This window comes from Bacillus sp. FSL K6-2861, from assembly GCF_038630725.1.
Taxonomy (GTDB): Bacteria; Bacillota; Bacilli; order Bacillales; family Bacillaceae; genus Bacillus; species Bacillus velezensis.
In genome coordinates, this window is record NZ_CP152037.1 from 1,660,067 (window position 1) to 1,676,482 (window position 16,416).

Genomic DNA, 16,416 nt, shown 5'->3' on the forward strand with positions numbered 1-16,416 from the left:
ATAATTGAGCACTTTTTTTTAGTCTAACTTCATAGACTTTAAGCCTGTTATTTCTTACAATAAGCATATGGTTTTACAATTCTCGACAAGGATTTTTAGGAGAAAAATATCTGAAATGGAGGTAAGTGGATTTGGACTTATTTTCTGGAACTATACAAAATCTTGAGAATGCCTTGGGGAGAGCGGACATTAAGCAAAAAGTCTTAACTAATAATATCGCCAATATAGATACACCGAACTATAAGGCAAAAAAAGTCTCTTTCCGAAATTTGTTAGATCAGGAAACATCCAATCTTGAGGCTGTAAAAACCGACTATCGGCACGTTGACTTTACGGGTTCGGGGGACGATTATTCTATCGTGTCCAGCAGTGATACATCGTACCAGCAAAACGGAAACAATGTCGATATCGACAAAGAAATGACAGATTTAGCCGAAAACCAAATTAATTATCAGGCTTTGGTTGAAAGAATGAGCGGCAAATTCAATTCTCTGAAAACCGTCTTGACAGGAGGAAAATAATGAGTGGCTTTCAAAGCTTAAATATTTCGGGTTCCGCTTTAACTGCACAGCGTGTCCGGATGGACGTCGTATCGTCCAACCTGGCCAATATGGATACAACGAGAGCGAAGCAGGTAAATGGCGAATGGGTGCCTTACAGAAGAAAGCTGGTATCTCTCCAATCCGGAGGCGAATCATTTTCGTCCCTTTTACATTCCAAGATGAACGGAACAGGAAGCGCGGGAAGTGGCGTAAAGGTATCTGGTGTTACGGAAGACCCGTCCGCTTTTAATCTCGTTTATGATCCGGAGAATCCTGATGCGAATAAAGACGGATATGTACAAAAACCAAATGTAGATCCATTAAAGGAAATGGTGGATCTTGTCAGCAGCTCGAGATCATATGAAGCAAACGTAACTGCATTAAACGCCTCCAAAGGCATGCTTTTGAAGGCGTTAGAAATCGGAAAGTAAGGTGATGTAAGTGGTTAACGCTATTACTCCTTTTCAGCTTCAACAAACCCAAAATACTCAAAACGTAACGAATCAATTAAACCAAACTCAAAAAACTGATTCTTCAAACCAAACAAGCTTTTCGGAGCTTTTAAAAAACTCTATTGATTCGTTAAATGAGTCACAAGTGAAATCTGACCAAATAACGAACGAACTGGCTGCAGGAAAGGATGTAAACCTTGACGAGGTCATGATCGCTGCCCAAAAAGCAAATATTTCTCTGACGGCCGCTACCGAATTCCGCAATAAAGCCGTGGAAGCCTATCAGGAAATCATGAGAATGCAGATGTAGTGGTCAGATTGAAGAGAATGACTGGAATGACCGGGGGTTAACATGAATCGTACTCTAATGCAAATGAAAACCAAAACGGCAGCGTTTTGGAACAACAGATCAAAAACACAGAAGATACTCATGGTAAGCGGCTTGGCCGCATTCATTATTTTACTCATCGTCGTTATTATTTTTACTTCGTCTGAAAAGATGGTGCCTCTTTATAAAGATTTGTCCGCGGAAGAAGCGGGGAAGATTAAAGAAGAGCTCGATACGAAAAAGGTGTCTTCTGAACTTGCTGACGGCGGCACGGTCATTAAGGTTCCTGAGAGCCAAGTGGATTCGCTTAAAGTCCAGCTTGCCGCGGAAGGCCTGCCGAAAACGGGATCAATTGATTATTCGTTTTTCGGACAAAATGCGGGCTTCGGCCTGACGGATAATGAGTTTGACGTTTTAAAGGTTGAGGCGACTCAGACGGAATTGTCAAACCTGATAAATGAAATGGACGGTATTAAAAGCTCGAAGGTCATGATCAACATGCCGAAAGAAGCCGTGTTCGTCGGTGAAGATCAGCCGGCAGCGTCCGCTTCAATCGTTTTGCAGATGAAACCGGGCTACTCGCTTGATCAAAACCAGATCAACGGGCTGTACCACCTCGTTTCTAAAAGTGTTCCGAACTTAAAAGAAGATAATATCGTCATAATGGATCAAAATTCTACATATTATGACAAAAGTGACAGCGGTGCAGGGTCCGTTTCTGACAGTTATGCTTCTCAGCAAGGTATTAAGTCGCAGGTCGAAAAGGACATTCAAAAACATGTTCAGTCACTGCTCGGCACAATGATGGGGCAGGATAAGGTCGTTGTTTCCGTGACGGCGGATGTTGACTTCACGAAGGAAAAACGCACTGAAGACACTGTCGAACCTGTCGATAAAGATAACATGGAAGGCATAGCGGTAAGCGCCGAAAAAGTTGCGGAAACGTATAAAGGCGACGGCGCGGCCAACGGCGGCACGGCCGGAACGGGAAGCAATGACACCGCGAACTATGCCGAGACAAACGGCGGTTCCAACAGCGGGGACTACGAAAAAAGCAGCAATAAAATCAACTATGAAGTCAACCGCATTCATAAAGAAATCGCTGAAAGCCCGTATAAAGTGCGTGATTTAGGCATTCAGGTCATGGTGGAGCCGCCTAATCCGAAAAATGCCGCTTCCTTATCAGCACAGAGACAGGCTGATATACAGAAGATTTTAGGAACGGTCGTCAGAACGTCTCTTGATAAAAACGAAACGCAAAATCAAAACCTGACAGACAATGATATCAACAATAAAATCGTTGTATCCGTTCAGCCGTTTGACGGAAAAACAAGCCTGAACACAGATTCGGCACAATCTTCAGGTCTTCCGATCTGGGTATACATTACAGGCGGCGTACTGCTTGCGGCCATTATTCTGCTTATTATTCTCCTCATCAGAAAGAAACGCTCACAAGAGGATGAATACGAAGAATATGAATATGAAACACCGCCCGAGCCGGTTCGATTGCCTGATATCAACGAAGAGAAAATTGAAACGGAAGAAACAGTCAGACGAAAACAGCTTGAAAAAATGGCTAAAGAAAAACCGGAAGACTTTGCTAAATTGCTTCGAAGCTGGCTGGACGAGGATTAGGGGGAATGGAAAATGGCGAAACGTGATCAGAACAAGCTTACAGGAAAACAAAAAGCAGCCATCCTCATGATTTCCTTAGGCCTTGATGTATCAGCTTCTGTGTACAAGCATTTGTCTGAAGAAGAAATTGAAAGATTGACACTCGAGATTTCGGGAGTCAGAAGCGTCGATCATCAAAGAAAAGATGAAATCATTGAAGAATTTCATAATATCGCAATCGCTCAGGACTATATTTCACAAGGCGGTTTAAATTACGCCCGCCAAGTGCTTGAAAAAGCGCTCGGAGAAGACAAAGCGGTAAGCATTTTAAACAGGCTCACCTCTTCTTTGCAGGTAAAGCCGTTTGATTTCGCGAGAAAAGCGGAGCCCGAACAGATTTTAAATTTCATTCAGCAGGAACATCCGCAAACGATGGCGCTGATTTTATCCTACCTTGACCCGGTGCAGGCCGGACAGATTTTGTCTGAGCTGAACCCGGACGTTCAGGCTGAGGTGGCAAGAAGGATTGCGGTTATGGACAGAACGTCTCCTGAAATCATAAATGAAGTGGAGCGGGTCCTTGAACAAAAGCTGTCCTCCTCCTTTACGCAGGATTATACGCAGACCGGCGGCATAGAAGCCGTTGTTGAAGTGTTAAACGGCGTAGACAGAGGAACGGAAAAAACGATCCTTGATTCATTAGAAATCCAAGATCCTGAGTTGGCGGATGAAATCAAAAAACGGATGTTTGTCTTTGAAGATATTGTCACCCTTGATAACCGTGCGATTCAGCGCGTGATCAGAGACGTTGAAAACGACGACCTCCTGCTTTCATTGAAGGTTGCGAGCGAGGAAGTCAAAGAAATCGTCTTCAGCAATATGTCACAGCGTATGGTTGAAACGTTTAAAGAGGAAATGGAAATTATGGGGCCTGTGCGTTTGCGTGATGTGGAAGAGGCGCAATCAAGAATCGTGGGCGTCGTCCGCAAGCTGGAAGAAGCCGGAGAAATTGTAATCGCGCGAGGCGGAGGAGACGATATTATTGTCTAATATCATTAAACAGCAATCATCATTTTCTCCTGAACAAAAACGGCGCAAGCTTTCCTTGCAGGAAGTCAGGAAAACACATTCCCATCCAGACCGGGAGGAACCCGAAAATCCGGAGGCTCTCATGGCTTTTGCCAAAGCAGAAGCCGACAGGGTGTCTGAAGAAGCGAAAAATCAATTAGAGCACACTCTTCTGCAGATTGAAGAAGCGAAAAACCGCTGGGCGGAAGAAAAACAAAGATTGATAGAAGAAGCAAAGGCAGAAGGATATGAAGAAGGCATGGCATTGGGAAAAGCCGAGGCTCAAGCTGAATACGCCAATCTCATCAGCCGGGCCAATGCCGTTATGGAAATGGCGAGACAGTCAGTCGAGGAAAAACTGGAAAGCGCTGAGGAAGAAATCATTGAGCTTTCCGTTGCGCTCGCTAAAAAAGTATGGCGGCAAAAAAGTGATGATAAAGAGGCTTTCCTTCTGCTGGTCAAACAGGTAGTAGCCGAAGTGAAAGATTATGATGACATCTCCATCTATGTGGACCCTGAATATTATGAGACGGTTCATCAGCATATGGACGAAATTCAGCAGCTGTTATACAAAGAATGCAGATTAAGCTTATATGCCGATGAAAAAGCCGCGAAGGGAACGTGCTCGATAGAAACTCCGTTCGGACGTGTTGATGCAGGCATAGACACCCAGCTGATGCAATTAAAGCAAAAGCTTTTAACGGCGCTTGAGGCGGGAGCGGAGCAATGAAGACACAGTATTTAATAGACTCAATTGAAACAGCGGATCCGTACAAGCGCTACGGCAAGGTTAAACGGGTCATCGGGCTGATGATTGAATCAAAAGGGCCCGAAAGCTCAATCGGAGATGTTTGTCTCATTTATCCGAAAGGCCATGCGAAAAAAGCGATTAAAGCTGAGGTTGTAGGCTTCCAAGATGAAAACATTCTGTTAATGCCTTATCTGGAAGCGGCCAGCATCGCGCCGGGCAGCATTGTGGAGGCCACTGGGGAGTCGCTCCGCATCAAAGTAGGCGCGGGTTTAATCGGACAAGTTGTCGACGCGTTCGGCGAACCTCTTGACGGCCGGGCGCTCCCGAAAGGTTTGTCCCCCGTTTCGACGGAACAGCCGCCGCCAAACCCGATGAAACGCCCGCCGATACGGGAAAAGATGGGTGTCGGCGTAAGATCGATTGACAGTCTGCTGACGGTAGGAAAAGGGCAGAGAATCGGGATTTTTGCCGGAAGCGGAGTCGGAAAAAGCACCCTGATGGGAATGATCGCGAAGCAGACTGAAGCTGATTTAAACATTATCGCACTCGTCGGGGAACGGGGGCGCGAGGTGCGTGAATTCATCGAGAAGGATTTAGGCGAAGAAGGCCTGAAACGCTCGATAGTCGTAGTCGCGACCTCTGATCAGCCTGCCTTAATGCGTTTGAAAGCGGCGTATACGGCCACCGCCATTGCAGAGTACTTCCGCGATAAAGGCCGGAATGTGATGTTCATGATGGACTCCGTCACGAGGGTCGCGATGGCTCAGCGGGAAATCGGCCTGGCAGCGGGAGAACCGCCGACAACAAAAGGATATACACCTTCTGTGTTCGCTATTTTGCCCCGTTTGCTGGAAAGAACGGGCGCGAATGAACAAGGAACGATAACCGCTTTTTATACGGTTCTCGTAGACGGAGATGACATGAACGAACCGATTGCCGATACGGTGCGCGGAATATTAGACGGGCATATCGTTCTCGATCGGGCGCTTGCCAACAAAGGGCAGTTCCCGGCCGTGAACATCCTGAAAAGCATCAGCAGGGTCATGTCTAATATTTCAGACACAGCGCACAAAGAGGCGGCCAACAAATTCCGCGATCTTCTGTCAACTTATCAAAACTCTGAAGATCTCATTAATATCGGAGCTTACAAAAGAGGATCATCAAGAGAAATTGATGAAGCGATTCAGTTTTATCCGCAGCTTATTCAATTTTTAAAACAAGGAACGGAAGAACCTGCTCAATTGGAAGACAGCATTGCGGCATTGACGAGTCTGACTGGAAAAGAGGAATAAACATCGTGGCATACCAATTCAGATTTCAAAAGCTGCTGGAATTAAAAGAAAATGAAAAAGACCAAACATTGACTGAATACAGACAATCGGTTTCTGAATTTGAGACAGTGGCTGAAAAACTATATGAAAATATGAGCAAAAAAGAATTGCTCGAAAAAGACAAAGAATCAAAGCTGAAATGCGGAATGAGCGTTCAGGAAATGAGACATTATCAGCAATTCGTTTCCAATCTTGAGAACACCATCTATCATTATCAAAAGCTTGTCATCATGAAACGAAATGAAATGAATGAGAAGCAGGAACAGCTCACCGAAAAAAACATTGAAGTAAAGAAATTTGAAAAAATGCGGGAAAAACAATTTAATATGTTCGCACTTGAAGACAAAGCTGCAGAGATGAGGGAAATGGACGACATTTCAATCAAGCAGTTTATGATTCAGGGGCATTAGGAGCGAATGAAATGGCCGATAAAGAAAAGAGATCTGGAAAGTTCGGTTCAATCCTGCTTTTTATCATGATCCCGCTGATTTTTCTGATCATCGTCGCAAGCATCATCCTTTGGGCTGCCGGCGTTGATGTGATGAAGCCGATTCAGGAAACAGCCGCTAAAACGCCTGTTTTAAATGAATTGGTTCCCGAAACGAAAGAAATGAAAAGCGCGGCGGAAAAGCAGAAGGTAGACAGAACGGCTTCTCTTGAAAAGACCATAAAGGAACAAAAAAGTGAAATTAACATTTTGAATAAAGATTTAGACACAAGCAAGTCCGAAATCGATAATCTGAATCAGAAAATCCGTTCACTGAAACAGGAAGCTGAACAGCAGCAGAAAACGAAGACGGATGAAACGAAAAAAGACGCTGCGGATTCAGCCGGAAAAGATAAAATGATCAACATCTATAAAAGTATGGACAGCGGTAAAGCGGCAAGCATTATCGTAAAGCTGAAAGAAAAAGAAGCCCTCGATATTTTAAACGGATTAAGTAAAAAGCAGCTTGCTGAAATCTTGACGAAAATGACTCCTGAACAAGCGGCTAAATATACAGAAAAACTATCCGCTGACGGAAATAAGGAGTGATGTAAGTTGAAGCTGCCTGAATTAACGGGTAATCGTACGCAGACTGTGCAAAACAGCAATGCGAAGATGAATGTAAACAGCTTAGGTCTATTTCAGAACTGGCTCCTGTCGGAAATCACTTCTCCCCGGCAGCCCGGAGATGAAACCAAAACAAGTGACGCAGAGCTGAATGATGCCCTATCGAAAATCGGTGATTGGCTGAAAGCCGGCCCGGAAGATAAAGAATTGCAGCTAAAAAAGCTGCTTGAGGCGGTAAAAGCTCTTGAAGGAAAGCAGACGGCTGAAACAGCTCTTCCTTTATTGAAACAGCTTGCCGAATCTGTAGAAGACATGTTAGCGGGCAAACAGCATGGGGCGAAGCCTGAAACGGATGAGCCGGATTCTTCCGCAAAAGACGGGGATTCCGTCAAGGATGCGCTTGAGAAGGGTCTGCTTTTCATTCAAGAAGCCGTATCCCAGCTCTTCACATCTCAGCAGGAACTGCCGGACAGCGCGCAGGCAAAGGCGGTTTACCAGGAAGGCGCCCGTTTATTAGAGGCATTGAAAAAACAAGGTGTCCCAGACCGCGTGATTCAAGACCTGCGGCAGACATTTTTTCCGAAAAACGAATCTGCATCTAAACTTTACTCCATGACAGCCGCTGAGCTGAAGAGCTTTCAAAGCGTCGCGGAGCAGCTTGCGGGCCTTTCTCAAAAGGGAACAAAGGAATGGGATATGGCTGAAACTGAGCTGAAAGCTTTTGTGTTATCTCAATCATCTGAATCATCCCAAGAGTCAGCCGGGAAAACAGAACAGCAAAACGGCGGCACGGTTACTCACGCAAAGGCGCCTGACAGCAAATTGTCTGCACATATACTGTTTTCGGGAACGAGAAGCCTTGCCGGCATTCAGCAAACGTCCGCAGGAGCTGAACAGCAGCCGGCAGAAAATAAACCGTTAACGGATCAGGTCATCAGCGGCTGGAAACAGATGAAATACACGCCTTTCGGGAAAACAACCGGAAGCTTTACGATTCGTCTTAATCCCGAGAACCTCGGATTTGTCACAATTAAGGTGACAAACGAAAACGGGATGTTTCAAAGCAAAATAATCGCATCCAGCCAGTCCGCGAAAGAGCTGCTGGAACAGCATCTTCCTCAGCTGAAACAGTCGCTTCCGAATATGGCGGTCCAGGTCGACCGTTTTACAGTCCCGCTTCAAAGCGGGGATCAGCAGCCTGTTTACGGGCAGACGGCCGATCACAATAAACAGCAGCATCAGGGACAGAGAGAGCAGAAGAACCAGCAGCAGTCAGGCGATTTCGGAGATATGCTGGAGGAGCTTTCTATCAATGAAATGGAGGAAGAATAGTTGACATCAGTAAACTCGGATTATGCCGCGGCGGGCGCTTCAACCACTTCAAGCGCGAAGAGCACCTCCGCAGTAAACAGCAGCACGAATTTAGGGAAAGACGAATTTCTGAAGATCTTAATGACACAGGTTCAAAACCAGGACCCGCTCAATCCGGTTGATGACAAAGAATTCATCAGCCAGATGGCGACATTTTCTTCATTGGAGCAAATGATGAATATGAATACGACGATGACTAAATTTGTAGAAAATCAAGATCCGTTTACGATGTATGTGAACTGGATCGGCAAAAATGTCACATTCAGCGACAGCGACGGGAAGGATCAGACAAGCCCGGTCAATTCAGTCAAGCATTCAAACGGCAATTACGTGCTCGTGCTTGAAAACGGCAAAGAGGTCAGTCCGTGGAATGTCACGGCCGTCAGCGAAACATCTAAATAATAAGAAACTCAGGGGGAATTTAACATGTTACGTTCATTATATTCCGGTATCAGCGGCATGAAAAACTTTCAGACAAAACTAGATGTAATCGGCAATAACATCGCCAACGTCAACACAGTGGGATTTAAGAAAAGCCGCGTTACATTTAAAGATATGATCAGCCAGACAGTCGCCGGCGGTTCAAACGTGACCAATTCAAAACAAATCGGCTTGGGTGCCGCGACTTCTTCCATTGATGTTGTTCATTCAACCGGCGCCCCGCAGGCTACACAGAATAAAACCGACCTAGCCATTGACGGAGACGGCTACTTTCAGATTAATACAGGTGCGGGAATTGTTTACACACGTGCGGGGAATTTCGGAAAGGACAATCAAGGAAACCTTGTTACGACTGACGGGTACTATCTTGAAAAAATCGGCGGCGGCAAAATCAATATTCCGACTGATGCGAAAGATTACAGCATCGGTGCAGACGGAACCGTTACATACACTGATGCAGGGGATGAGGTTCATGATGCCGGACAAATCGGTCTGGTCACGTTCCCTAACAGCGCCGGTCTGGAAAAAATCGGAGGAAACCTTTACAGAGAATCATTAAGTTCAGGAGCTGCAAGCGCAGTCACCACTCCGGGCGAAAACGGAACGGGTAAGCTTTTGGCAGGCTATCTTGAAATGTCAAACGTAGATCTGACAGATGAATTTACCGAAATGATCGTTGCTCAGCGCGGTTTCCAATCAAACTCAAAAATCATTACGACTTCAGATGAAATCCTTCAGGAGCTGGTTAATCTGAAACGGTAAGGAGGGAGGAGAGGCGGTTAGGCCGCTTCTCCGGATTGCATGATTCAAGTCACCCGTTTAAACGGCCAGCCTTTTACGCTGAACGCGCTGTTTATCGAACAGATTGAGTGCTTCCCCGACACGACGATTACACTGTCCAACGGCAAAAAGTTCGTAGTGAAAGAACCGGAAGAAGCAGTTCTCAAAAAAGTCATATCGTTTTACCATAGCATACAAATATTTTCACTGGATCAGGGAATAGAGGAAGAAGAATGAAGAAAAAATTAGTCATCATTTTGCTGATTATTTTAATTGTCATCGCCGGCCTCGGAACGGCAGCATATTTTGTCGTCAGCGGAAATTCCGGCAAAGATAAAAAGCCGACAATTGACGAAGTCGTTGCAGCCACTGTGTCTGTCGACGATATCACGACAAACTTAAAGTCTGACAGCATCATCCGTATCGGCATCAAGCTTGAAACCGACTCGGCTAAAGCGAAGGAAGAACTTGAAAAACGCGATTTTCAGGTGAAAGACAATATCATTTCCATTTTAGCTGACACAAGCGCCGGAGAGATTGAGGGAGATAAAGGAAGAGAAGCGTTTAAACAATCATTAAAAGAGAAAGTAAACAGCTATCTCCAAGAAGGAAAAGTTCAGAAAGTGTACATTACCTCCTTTAATCTGCAATAAAAACAAATTTGACAGAATACGGAGGTGAAGAAAATGTCAGGAGAAGTTCTCTCCCAAAATGAAATAGACGCACTGCTTTCCGCCATTTCCACGGGTGAGGCGGATGCGGAAGAGCTGAAAAAGGAAGTTAAAGAGAAAAAAGTAAAGGTATATGATTTTAAACGGGCTCTCAGATTCTCGAAAGATCAGATACGCAGTTTAACCCGGATACATGATAACTTTGCGAGGCTTCTCACAACACACTTTTCCGCCAAGCTCAGAACGTATATTCATATATCCGTCAGCTCAGTTGACCAGGTGCCGTATGAAGAATTTATCCGTTCCATACCGAACATGACGATTTTAAATTTATTCGATGTTCATCCGATGGAAGGCAGAATTATGATGGAGGTTAATCCCACCATCGCATACGCAATGCTTGACCGCGTCATGGGAGGCATCGGCATCACTCATAACAAAGCTGACAGCCTTACGGAAATTGAAACGAATATTATTTCTAACTTATTTGAAAATGCACTGGGCAACTACAAAGAAGCGTGGCAATCGATTGCTGATATTGACCCTGAAATGACTGAATTTGAAGTGAATCCTCAGTTTGTACAGATGGTTTCCCCAAATGAAACAGTCGTTGTCATTTCTCTCAATACGCAGATAGGTGAAATCAGCGGTGTCATTAATCTTTGTATTCCCCATGTCGTACTTGAGCCGATTATCCCTAAGCTTTCCGTACATTATTGGATGCAATCAGACCGGAATGAAGCGAAGCCCGAAGAAACGAAGTTGCTTGAAAAGCGCATCATGACGGCTCAAATTCCCGTTGTGGCTCTCTTGGGCGCTTCTGAACTGACAATAGAAGAATTTTTAAGTTTGGAAGTCGGGGACTGTATAACTCTGGACAAATCAGTGACTGATCCTCTTACTGTATTGGTCGGAAACAAACCGAAGTTTTTAGGGCAGGCCGGCCGGGTGAATCGAAGACAGGCAGTGCAAATTTTAGATCACGACATAAGAGGTGAACAAGATGAACAATAGATTATCTCAAGATGAAATCGATGCTCTTCTTAACGGCACAAGCAGTCAGTCAGAGGATACAGAACAGCCTCAAGGGGCGAACTTGTCTGAACTTGAGCGCGATGCGATCGGAGAAATCGGGAATATTTCGTTCGGCAGCTCGGCTACGGCGCTGTCCACTCTTTTAAATCAAAAAGTGGACATTACGACCCCGAGTGTGACCGTCATTTCAAAAAGCAAAATCAGTGATGAATTTCCTCATCCGTATGTTGCCATTGAAGTGAACTACACAGAAGGCTTTGACGGCAGCAATTTGCTCGTCGTCGAACAAAGCGACGCGGCCATCATCGCGGATTTGATGATCGGCGGGGACGGCCGGGGCGCCGATCCGTCACTCGGTGAAATCCACCTGAGCGCCGTGCAGGAAGCAATGAATCAAATGATGGGCTCGGCTGCTACGTCAATGTCGACCGTGTTCAGTAAAAAGATTGACATTTCTCCGCCAAGGGTTGAACTTCTGGATGTGACGGAAGAAAAAGGGACCGACAGAATACCTGAGGATGACCTGCTCGTAAAAGTGTCATTCCGTCTGAAAGTCGGCGAATTAATCGATTCGAGCATCATGCAGCTTTATCCGATTACGTTTGCGAAAGATCTGATCGCAGACCTGATGACTGCAGACCAGCATGAGTCAGAGGCCGCAGAAACTGTATCAGAACCTCAGCAAACATACGAAACGCCGCAGCCGGAACCTGCCATGCAGCCGGAGCCGCAGGCAAAACCCGAGCTTCCGAAGAGACAGGGAACCGCAAAAAAAGCTGCTCCTGTTCAAGTCGCTCCGGTAGAATTCCAGGCGTTTGATCATAACGAAGCGGCGCAAGGATCAAGGAATAACCTTGATATGCTGATGGATATTCCGCTTTCCGTTACGGTTGAGCTCGGCAGAACGAAGAGAAGCGTCAAAGAAATCCTTGAACTTTCTGCGGGAAGCATTATTGAGCTTGACAAGCTGGCTGGTGAACCTGTTGACATTCTGGTCAACCAGCGGATCGTGGCAAAGGGCGAGGTCGTTGTCATAGAAGAAAACTTCGGCGTGAGAGTCACTGATATTTTAAGTCAGGCAGACCGCCTTAACAATTTAAAATAAGCGAACATAGAGGAGAGAAACAGATTATGGCACACAGAATTTTAATTGTAGACGATGCAGCATTTATGAGAATGATGATCAAAGATATTTTAGTGAAGAACGGTTTTGACGTTGTAGCTGAAGCTTCAGACGGAGCGCAGGCAGTCGAAAAATTCAAAGAGCATTCCCCCGACCTTGTGACAATGGATATTACAATGCCTGAAATGGACGGGATTACAGCTTTAAAGGAAATTAAACAAATCGATCCGCAGGCGAAAATCATCATGTGTTCGGCTATGGGCCAGCAGTCAATGGTTATTGACGCGATTCAAGCCGGCGCAAAAGACTTTATCGTGAAACCGTTCCAAGCGGACCGCGTGCTTGAAGCTATTAATAAAACATTAAGCTAAAGGGTGTACGACTGTTGAAAAAGAGTCATGGTTTACTAGCTTTGATTTGTTGTTTCGTTTTACTCAATGTACATCCGTTCCCTGCTTTTGCGGCGGAGTCTGACAATTCCACCGTCAACGAATGGTTTGACAAACAATCAACAAACAAAACAGAGAAAAAAAGCGATACATCGAAACAAACGGCTGATCAAGAGATAGGGGATGCTTCTGCATCTTCTGTCTCCGCTTTTGATTTTGTAAAGATGATTGGGGCGTTATTATTCGTCATTCTGCTGATCTATGGATTTGTCAAACTGATGAATAGAAGAAACCGTCTGCTGAAGCCGTTTCAATATGTGGAAAATATCGGCGGAACGTCAGTCGGCCAAAACCGTTCCGTGCAGCTGATTAAAGTGGGAAACAGTGTTCTCGTAGTCGGTGTGGGCGAAACGATACAGCTTTTAAAAGAAATTGAAGATGAAAAAGAGCGCGAGGCGATTCTGAGCCAATACGAAGAGTCGATGTCTTCAAAAGTGGAATGGACCAAGCTCGTAAATCGGCGTAAGGATGGAGAAAAAAAGCCGCAAACGATGCTTCCGTCGTTTTCAAAAGCGCTGAAAGAACAGCTGAACGAGCTGAAACAAAGCCGTTCTGAAGGAAAGAAGAAAGGCCCTTATCATCATGAATGAATTTATTAATCTTTTTAATTCAAGCAGTCCGACCGAAGTCAGCTCCACTGTTAAATTACTGTTGCTTTTGACTGTCTTTTCAGTGGCGCCGGGGATTCTGATTTTGATGACCTGCTTTACGAGAATCGTCATCGTCCTGTCTTTTGTAAGAACCTCACTGGCGACGCAAAACATGCCTCCCAACCAGGTTTTAATCGGCCTTGCGCTGTTTTTGACGTTTTTTATTATGGCGCCGACTTTTTCAGAGATTAATAAGGAAGCCTTAACGCCGCTGATGGACAATAAAATCAGTCTCGATGAAGCATATACAAAAGCCGAGAAGCCGATTAAAGAGTATATGAGCAAGCATACAAGGCAGAAGGATCTGGCGCTGTTTATGAACTATGCCAAAATGAAAAAACCTGAATCGATTCAGGATATTCCTTTGACGACGATGGTGCCCGCTTATGCGATATCAGAACTCAAAACCGCTTTTCAAATGGGCTTTATGATTTTTATTCCGTTTTTAATTATCGATATGGTCGTGGCGAGCGTCTTAATGTCAATGGGAATGATGATGCTACCGCCGGTTATGATCTCTCTGCCCTTTAAAATATTGCTTTTCGTTTTGGTCGATGGATGGTATTTAATCGTGAAATCTTTGCTTGACAGCTTTTAGGGTAGGTGCTAATTGTGAGTTCAGAATTTGTAATTTCCATGGCGGAAAAAGCCGTATATGTAACACTAATGATCAGCGGGCCGCTGCTTGCGATCGCGCTGATCGTCGGTTTGCTCGTCAGTATCTTTCAAGCGACAACTCAAATCCAGGAACAGACGCTTGCGTTCATTCCGAAAATCGTGGCGGTGATGCTTGGACTGATCTTTTTCGGTCCTTGGATGCTGTCGACGATTCTTTCGTTCACAACTGATCTGTTTTCTCATCTGAACCGATTTGCAGGGTAGAATCAAATGAATTCCATCATTGATTTATTTCCCGCTTTTTTATTGGTCTTTATCAGAATCTCTGCTTTTTTTGTAACGGTGCCGGTGTTCGGACATCGGAATCTGCCGGCGGTTCACCGAATCGGCTTTGCTTTTTTTCTTTCGGTGATCTGCTTCAGCACGCTGAAACATGCGCCGGAAATAGAAATAGGGGAACAGTATATGCTGCTTGTCATAAAAGAGGCCGTTGTGGGCTTGAGCCTCGGGCTGATCGCTTTCATGATGATGACAGCCATTCAGATAGCAGGTTCCTTTATTGATTTTCAGATGGGCTTTTCCATCGCCAATGTCATTGATCCGCAATCAGGAACGCAAAGCCCGCTGATCGGACAATTCGTTTATACGCTGGCGCTGTTATTTATGCTCAGCGTAAACGCCCATTATCTTTTATTGGACGGGATTTATTACAGCTTTCAGTATATCCCGCTTGATCAGGCATTTCCGTCGTTTGGAAATGATCACTTTGGACTTTTTATCGCAAAAAGCTTCAATGCCATGTTTATTATCGCTTTTCAAATGTCTGCGCCGGTTGTGGCCAGTCTGTTTTTAGTTGATTTGGCGCTCGGTATCGTGGCGAGAACGGTGCCGCAGCTGAATGTTTTCGTTGTCGGGCTTCCTCTGAAAATAGCCGTGAGCTTTATTATGCTGATCGTTTGTATGGCGGTGATGTTTGTCGTTGTCCGCAACATCTTCAGCCTTACCGTTGAAACCATGCGGAATCTATTGGCATTGGTCGGTGTGACATGATGAGGCTCAGACTGAATCTGCAATTCTTTGCCGGTGAAAAAACGGAGAAAGCCACGCCGAAAAAACGGAAGGATACAAGAAAGAAAGGACAGGTCGCGAAAAGTACGGATGTGAATACAGCCGTTTCTTTACTGATTATCTTTCTTTCGCTGATCGCGCTCGGTCCTTATATGCGGGACAGGCTGCTGTCCTTTATTAAAACGTTTTATACGAAATCGATATCATTACATCTGTCTGCATCTGCCGTGCATGAACTGTTCGTGGATACGGTGAAAGATATCAGCCTCATCCTCGCGCCAATTATGCTGGTCGCGCTTGTGGCAGGTGTCGTGAGCAATTACATGCAGGTGGGTTTTCTGTTTTCTGCGGAAGTCCTCAAGCCTGACTTGAATAAGCTCAGCCCGCTGAAAGGATTTAAGCGGATTTACAGTATGAGGGCGATTGTTGAACTGGTCAAATCCATTTTGAAGATTACTGTGGTCGGTTTTGCCGCCTTTATGGTGCTCTGGCTGCATTATGGCGATATTCTCCGCCTTCCGCTTTTGACTCCTGCGGAAGTGCTCACTTTCGTTTCCAAGCTCACTCTTTGGATGGGGCTTGCGGGATCAGGGGCTTTAATGCTGCTGGCCGGGCTTGATTACTTATATCAGCGTTTTGATTATGAGAAAAATATCAGAATGTCAAAGCAGGATATAAAAGATGAATACAAAAAATCGGAGGGTGATCCGATAATCAAGTCCAAAATTAAGCAGAAGCAGCGGGAAATGGCGATGAGGCGGATGATGCAGGAAGTGCCGAAAGCGGATGTCATCATTACCAACCCGACCCATTATGCGATAGCTTTAAAATATGATGAAAAGAAAATGGACGCCCCTTACATTGTTGCCAAAGGGGTGGACCATCTCGCATTAAAAATCAGGCAGATCGCCAAAGAACACGATGTCATGACGATTGAAAACAGGCCGCTCGCGCGTGCGTTATATGATCAGGTTGACATTGACCAGGCCGTGCCGGAAGAGTTTTTCAAAGTCATTGCGGAAATTTTGGCTTATGTATATAAAACGAAACAAAAAGTATAGTGAATTTCA

Annotated in this window: 22 protein-coding genes; all 22 read left to right on the forward strand. The window is 45.1% G+C overall.

Annotated features, from left to right (window positions below; all coding sequences use genetic code 11):
- The first annotated feature begins 131 nt into the window (after positions 1–131).
- The 22 genes from flgB to flhB are packed head-to-tail and all read left to right on the forward strand — an operon-like array spanning position 132 to position 16,407.
- Entirely contained in the window at positions 132–521 is a 390-nt protein-coding gene (gene flgB / locus NYE62_RS08240) for a flagellar basal body rod protein FlgB (protein ID WP_003154260.1), read from the forward strand.
- On the forward strand, positions 521–973 hold the full coding sequence (gene flgC / locus NYE62_RS08245; RefSeq protein WP_007409776.1) for a flagellar basal body rod protein FlgC: 453 nt from the start codon (positions 521–523) through the stop codon (positions 971–973). Before flgB ends, flgC begins: the two co-directional genes overlap by 1 nt.
- Before the next feature lie 10 nt (positions 974–983).
- Positions 984–1,304 (forward strand): flagellar hook-basal body complex protein FliE, encoded by a 321-nt coding sequence (fliE, locus tag NYE62_RS08250; RefSeq protein WP_007409777.1) that lies wholly within the window; start codon positions 984–986, stop codon positions 1,302–1,304.
- Positions 1,305–1,346: 42 nt separating this feature from the next.
- A complete protein-coding gene (gene fliF, locus NYE62_RS08255; RefSeq protein ID WP_012117551.1) occupies positions 1,347–2,957 on the forward strand; it encodes a flagellar basal-body MS-ring/collar protein FliF in 1,611 nt (536 codons plus the stop codon).
- A 12-nt stretch (positions 2,958–2,969) separates the two neighbouring features.
- Complete coding sequence (gene fliG, locus NYE62_RS08260; protein ID WP_003154256.1) at positions 2,970–3,986, forward strand: flagellar motor switch protein FliG; 1,017 nt, start codon at positions 2,970–2,972, stop codon at positions 3,984–3,986.
- Entirely contained in the window at positions 3,979–4,734 is a 756-nt protein-coding gene (fliH, locus tag NYE62_RS08265; RefSeq protein ID WP_060675466.1) for a flagellar assembly protein FliH, read from the forward strand. The genes fliG and fliH overlap by 8 nt, the downstream gene beginning before the upstream one ends.
- On the forward strand, positions 4,731–6,047 hold the full coding sequence (gene fliI / locus NYE62_RS08270) for a flagellar protein export ATPase FliI (protein ID WP_015417467.1): 1,317 nt from the start codon (positions 4,731–4,733) through the stop codon (positions 6,045–6,047). Before fliH ends, fliI begins: the two co-directional genes overlap by 4 nt.
- A gap of 5 nt (positions 6,048–6,052) precedes the next feature.
- On the forward strand, positions 6,053–6,496 hold the full coding sequence (gene fliJ, locus NYE62_RS08275; RefSeq protein WP_003154253.1) for a flagellar export protein FliJ: 444 nt from the start codon (positions 6,053–6,055) through the stop codon (positions 6,494–6,496).
- 11 nt (positions 6,497–6,507) lie between these two features.
- Entirely contained in the window at positions 6,508–7,122 is a 615-nt protein-coding gene (locus tag NYE62_RS08280; protein WP_342497356.1) for a MotE family protein, read from the forward strand.
- Positions 7,123–7,128: 6 nt separating this feature from the next.
- Positions 7,129–8,472 (forward strand): flagellar hook-length control protein FliK, encoded by a 1,344-nt coding sequence (locus NYE62_RS08285; protein ID WP_144664697.1) that lies wholly within the window; start codon positions 7,129–7,131, stop codon positions 8,470–8,472.
- Positions 8,473–8,913, forward strand: a complete 441-nt coding sequence (gene flgD / locus NYE62_RS08290) for a flagellar hook assembly protein FlgD (protein WP_007409782.1) — start codon at positions 8,473–8,475, stop codon at positions 8,911–8,913.
- 24 nt (positions 8,914–8,937) lie between these two features.
- Positions 8,938–9,714, forward strand: a complete 777-nt coding sequence (flgG, locus tag NYE62_RS08295; RefSeq protein ID WP_007409783.1) for a flagellar basal body rod protein FlgG — start codon at positions 8,938–8,940, stop codon at positions 9,712–9,714.
- 39 nt (positions 9,715–9,753) lie between these two features.
- Positions 9,754–9,969, forward strand: a complete 216-nt coding sequence (locus NYE62_RS08300) for a flagellar FlbD family protein (protein ID WP_003154243.1) — start codon at positions 9,754–9,756, stop codon at positions 9,967–9,969.
- Positions 9,966–10,385 (forward strand): flagellar basal body-associated protein FliL, encoded by a 420-nt coding sequence (fliL, locus tag NYE62_RS08305; protein ID WP_014417773.1) that lies wholly within the window; start codon positions 9,966–9,968, stop codon positions 10,383–10,385. Before NYE62_RS08300 ends, fliL begins: the two co-directional genes overlap by 4 nt.
- 33 nt (positions 10,386–10,418) lie before the next feature.
- Entirely contained in the window at positions 10,419–11,417 is a 999-nt protein-coding gene (gene fliM, locus NYE62_RS08310) for a flagellar motor switch protein FliM (protein WP_003154240.1), read from the forward strand.
- Positions 11,407–12,543 carry a flagellar motor switch phosphatase FliY gene (gene fliY / locus NYE62_RS08315; RefSeq protein ID WP_015417472.1) on the forward strand — a complete coding sequence of 379 codons (1,137 nt, stop codon included), beginning with the start codon at positions 11,407–11,409 and terminating at the stop codon, positions 12,541–12,543. Before fliM ends, fliY begins: the two co-directional genes overlap by 11 nt.
- A 26-nt stretch (positions 12,544–12,569) precedes the next feature.
- Positions 12,570–12,932 (forward strand): chemotaxis protein CheY, encoded by a 363-nt coding sequence (cheY, locus tag NYE62_RS08320; protein WP_003154238.1) that lies wholly within the window; start codon positions 12,570–12,572, stop codon positions 12,930–12,932.
- A gap of 14 nt (positions 12,933–12,946) precedes the next feature.
- A complete protein-coding gene (gene fliZ / locus NYE62_RS08325; RefSeq protein ID WP_020955822.1) occupies positions 12,947–13,600 on the forward strand; it encodes a flagella biosynthesis regulatory protein FliZ in 654 nt (217 codons plus the stop codon).
- On the forward strand, positions 13,593–14,258 hold the full coding sequence (gene fliP, locus NYE62_RS08330; RefSeq protein WP_007409786.1) for a flagellar type III secretion system pore protein FliP: 666 nt from the start codon (positions 13,593–13,595) through the stop codon (positions 14,256–14,258). The genes fliZ and fliP overlap by 8 nt, the downstream gene beginning before the upstream one ends.
- 14 nt (positions 14,259–14,272) lie before the next feature.
- Complete coding sequence (gene fliQ / locus NYE62_RS08335; protein ID WP_003154234.1) at positions 14,273–14,542, forward strand: flagellar biosynthesis protein FliQ; 270 nt, start codon at positions 14,273–14,275, stop codon at positions 14,540–14,542.
- Positions 14,543–14,548: 6 nt separating this feature from the next.
- The gene (gene fliR / locus NYE62_RS08340) at positions 14,549–15,328 is read left to right on the forward strand and encodes a flagellar biosynthetic protein FliR (RefSeq protein WP_003154233.1); all 780 of its coding nucleotides are present in this window, start codon (positions 14,549–14,551) and stop codon (positions 15,326–15,328) included.
- On the forward strand, positions 15,328–16,407 hold the full coding sequence (flhB, locus tag NYE62_RS08345; protein WP_007409787.1) for a flagellar biosynthesis protein FlhB: 1,080 nt from the start codon (positions 15,328–15,330) through the stop codon (positions 16,405–16,407). Before fliR ends, flhB begins: the two co-directional genes overlap by 1 nt.
- The last annotated feature ends 9 nt before the right edge of the window (positions 16,408–16,416 follow it).

Bases quoted from the DNA above. Each gene is read 5' to 3' on its own strand.
- fliP (WP_007409786.1), top strand. From the start codon at position 13,593: ATGAATGAATTTATTAATCTTTTTAATTCAAGCAGTCCGACCGAAGTC.
- flgG (WP_007409783.1), top strand. From the start codon at position 8,938: ATGTTACGTTCATTATATTCCGGTATCAGCGGCATGAAAAACTTTCAG.
- fliI (WP_015417467.1), top strand. From the start codon at position 4,731: ATGAAGACACAGTATTTAATAGACTCAATTGAAACAGCGGATCCGTAC.
- fliF (WP_012117551.1), top strand. From the start codon at position 1,347: ATGAATCGTACTCTAATGCAAATGAAAACCAAAACGGCAGCGTTTTGG.
- NYE62_RS08280 (WP_342497356.1), top strand. From the start codon at position 6,508: ATGGCCGATAAAGAAAAGAGATCTGGAAAGTTCGGTTCAATCCTGCTT.
- fliG (WP_003154256.1), top strand. From the start codon at position 2,970: ATGGCGAAACGTGATCAGAACAAGCTTACAGGAAAACAAAAAGCAGCC.
- flhB (WP_007409787.1), top strand. From the start codon at position 15,328: ATGAGGCTCAGACTGAATCTGCAATTCTTTGCCGGTGAAAAAACGGAG.
- NYE62_RS08300 (WP_003154243.1), top strand. From the start codon at position 9,754: ATGATTCAAGTCACCCGTTTAAACGGCCAGCCTTTTACGCTGAACGCG.
- flgC (WP_007409776.1), top strand. From the start codon at position 521: ATGAGTGGCTTTCAAAGCTTAAATATTTCGGGTTCCGCTTTAACTGCA.
- fliL (WP_014417773.1), top strand. From the start codon at position 9,966: ATGAAGAAAAAATTAGTCATCATTTTGCTGATTATTTTAATTGTCATC.
- fliR (WP_003154233.1), top strand. From the start codon at position 14,549: ATGAATTCCATCATTGATTTATTTCCCGCTTTTTTATTGGTCTTTATC.
- fliY (WP_015417472.1), top strand. From the start codon at position 11,407: ATGAACAATAGATTATCTCAAGATGAAATCGATGCTCTTCTTAACGGC.
- fliM (WP_003154240.1), top strand. From the start codon at position 10,419: ATGTCAGGAGAAGTTCTCTCCCAAAATGAAATAGACGCACTGCTTTCC.
- cheY (WP_003154238.1), top strand. From the start codon at position 12,570: ATGGCACACAGAATTTTAATTGTAGACGATGCAGCATTTATGAGAATG.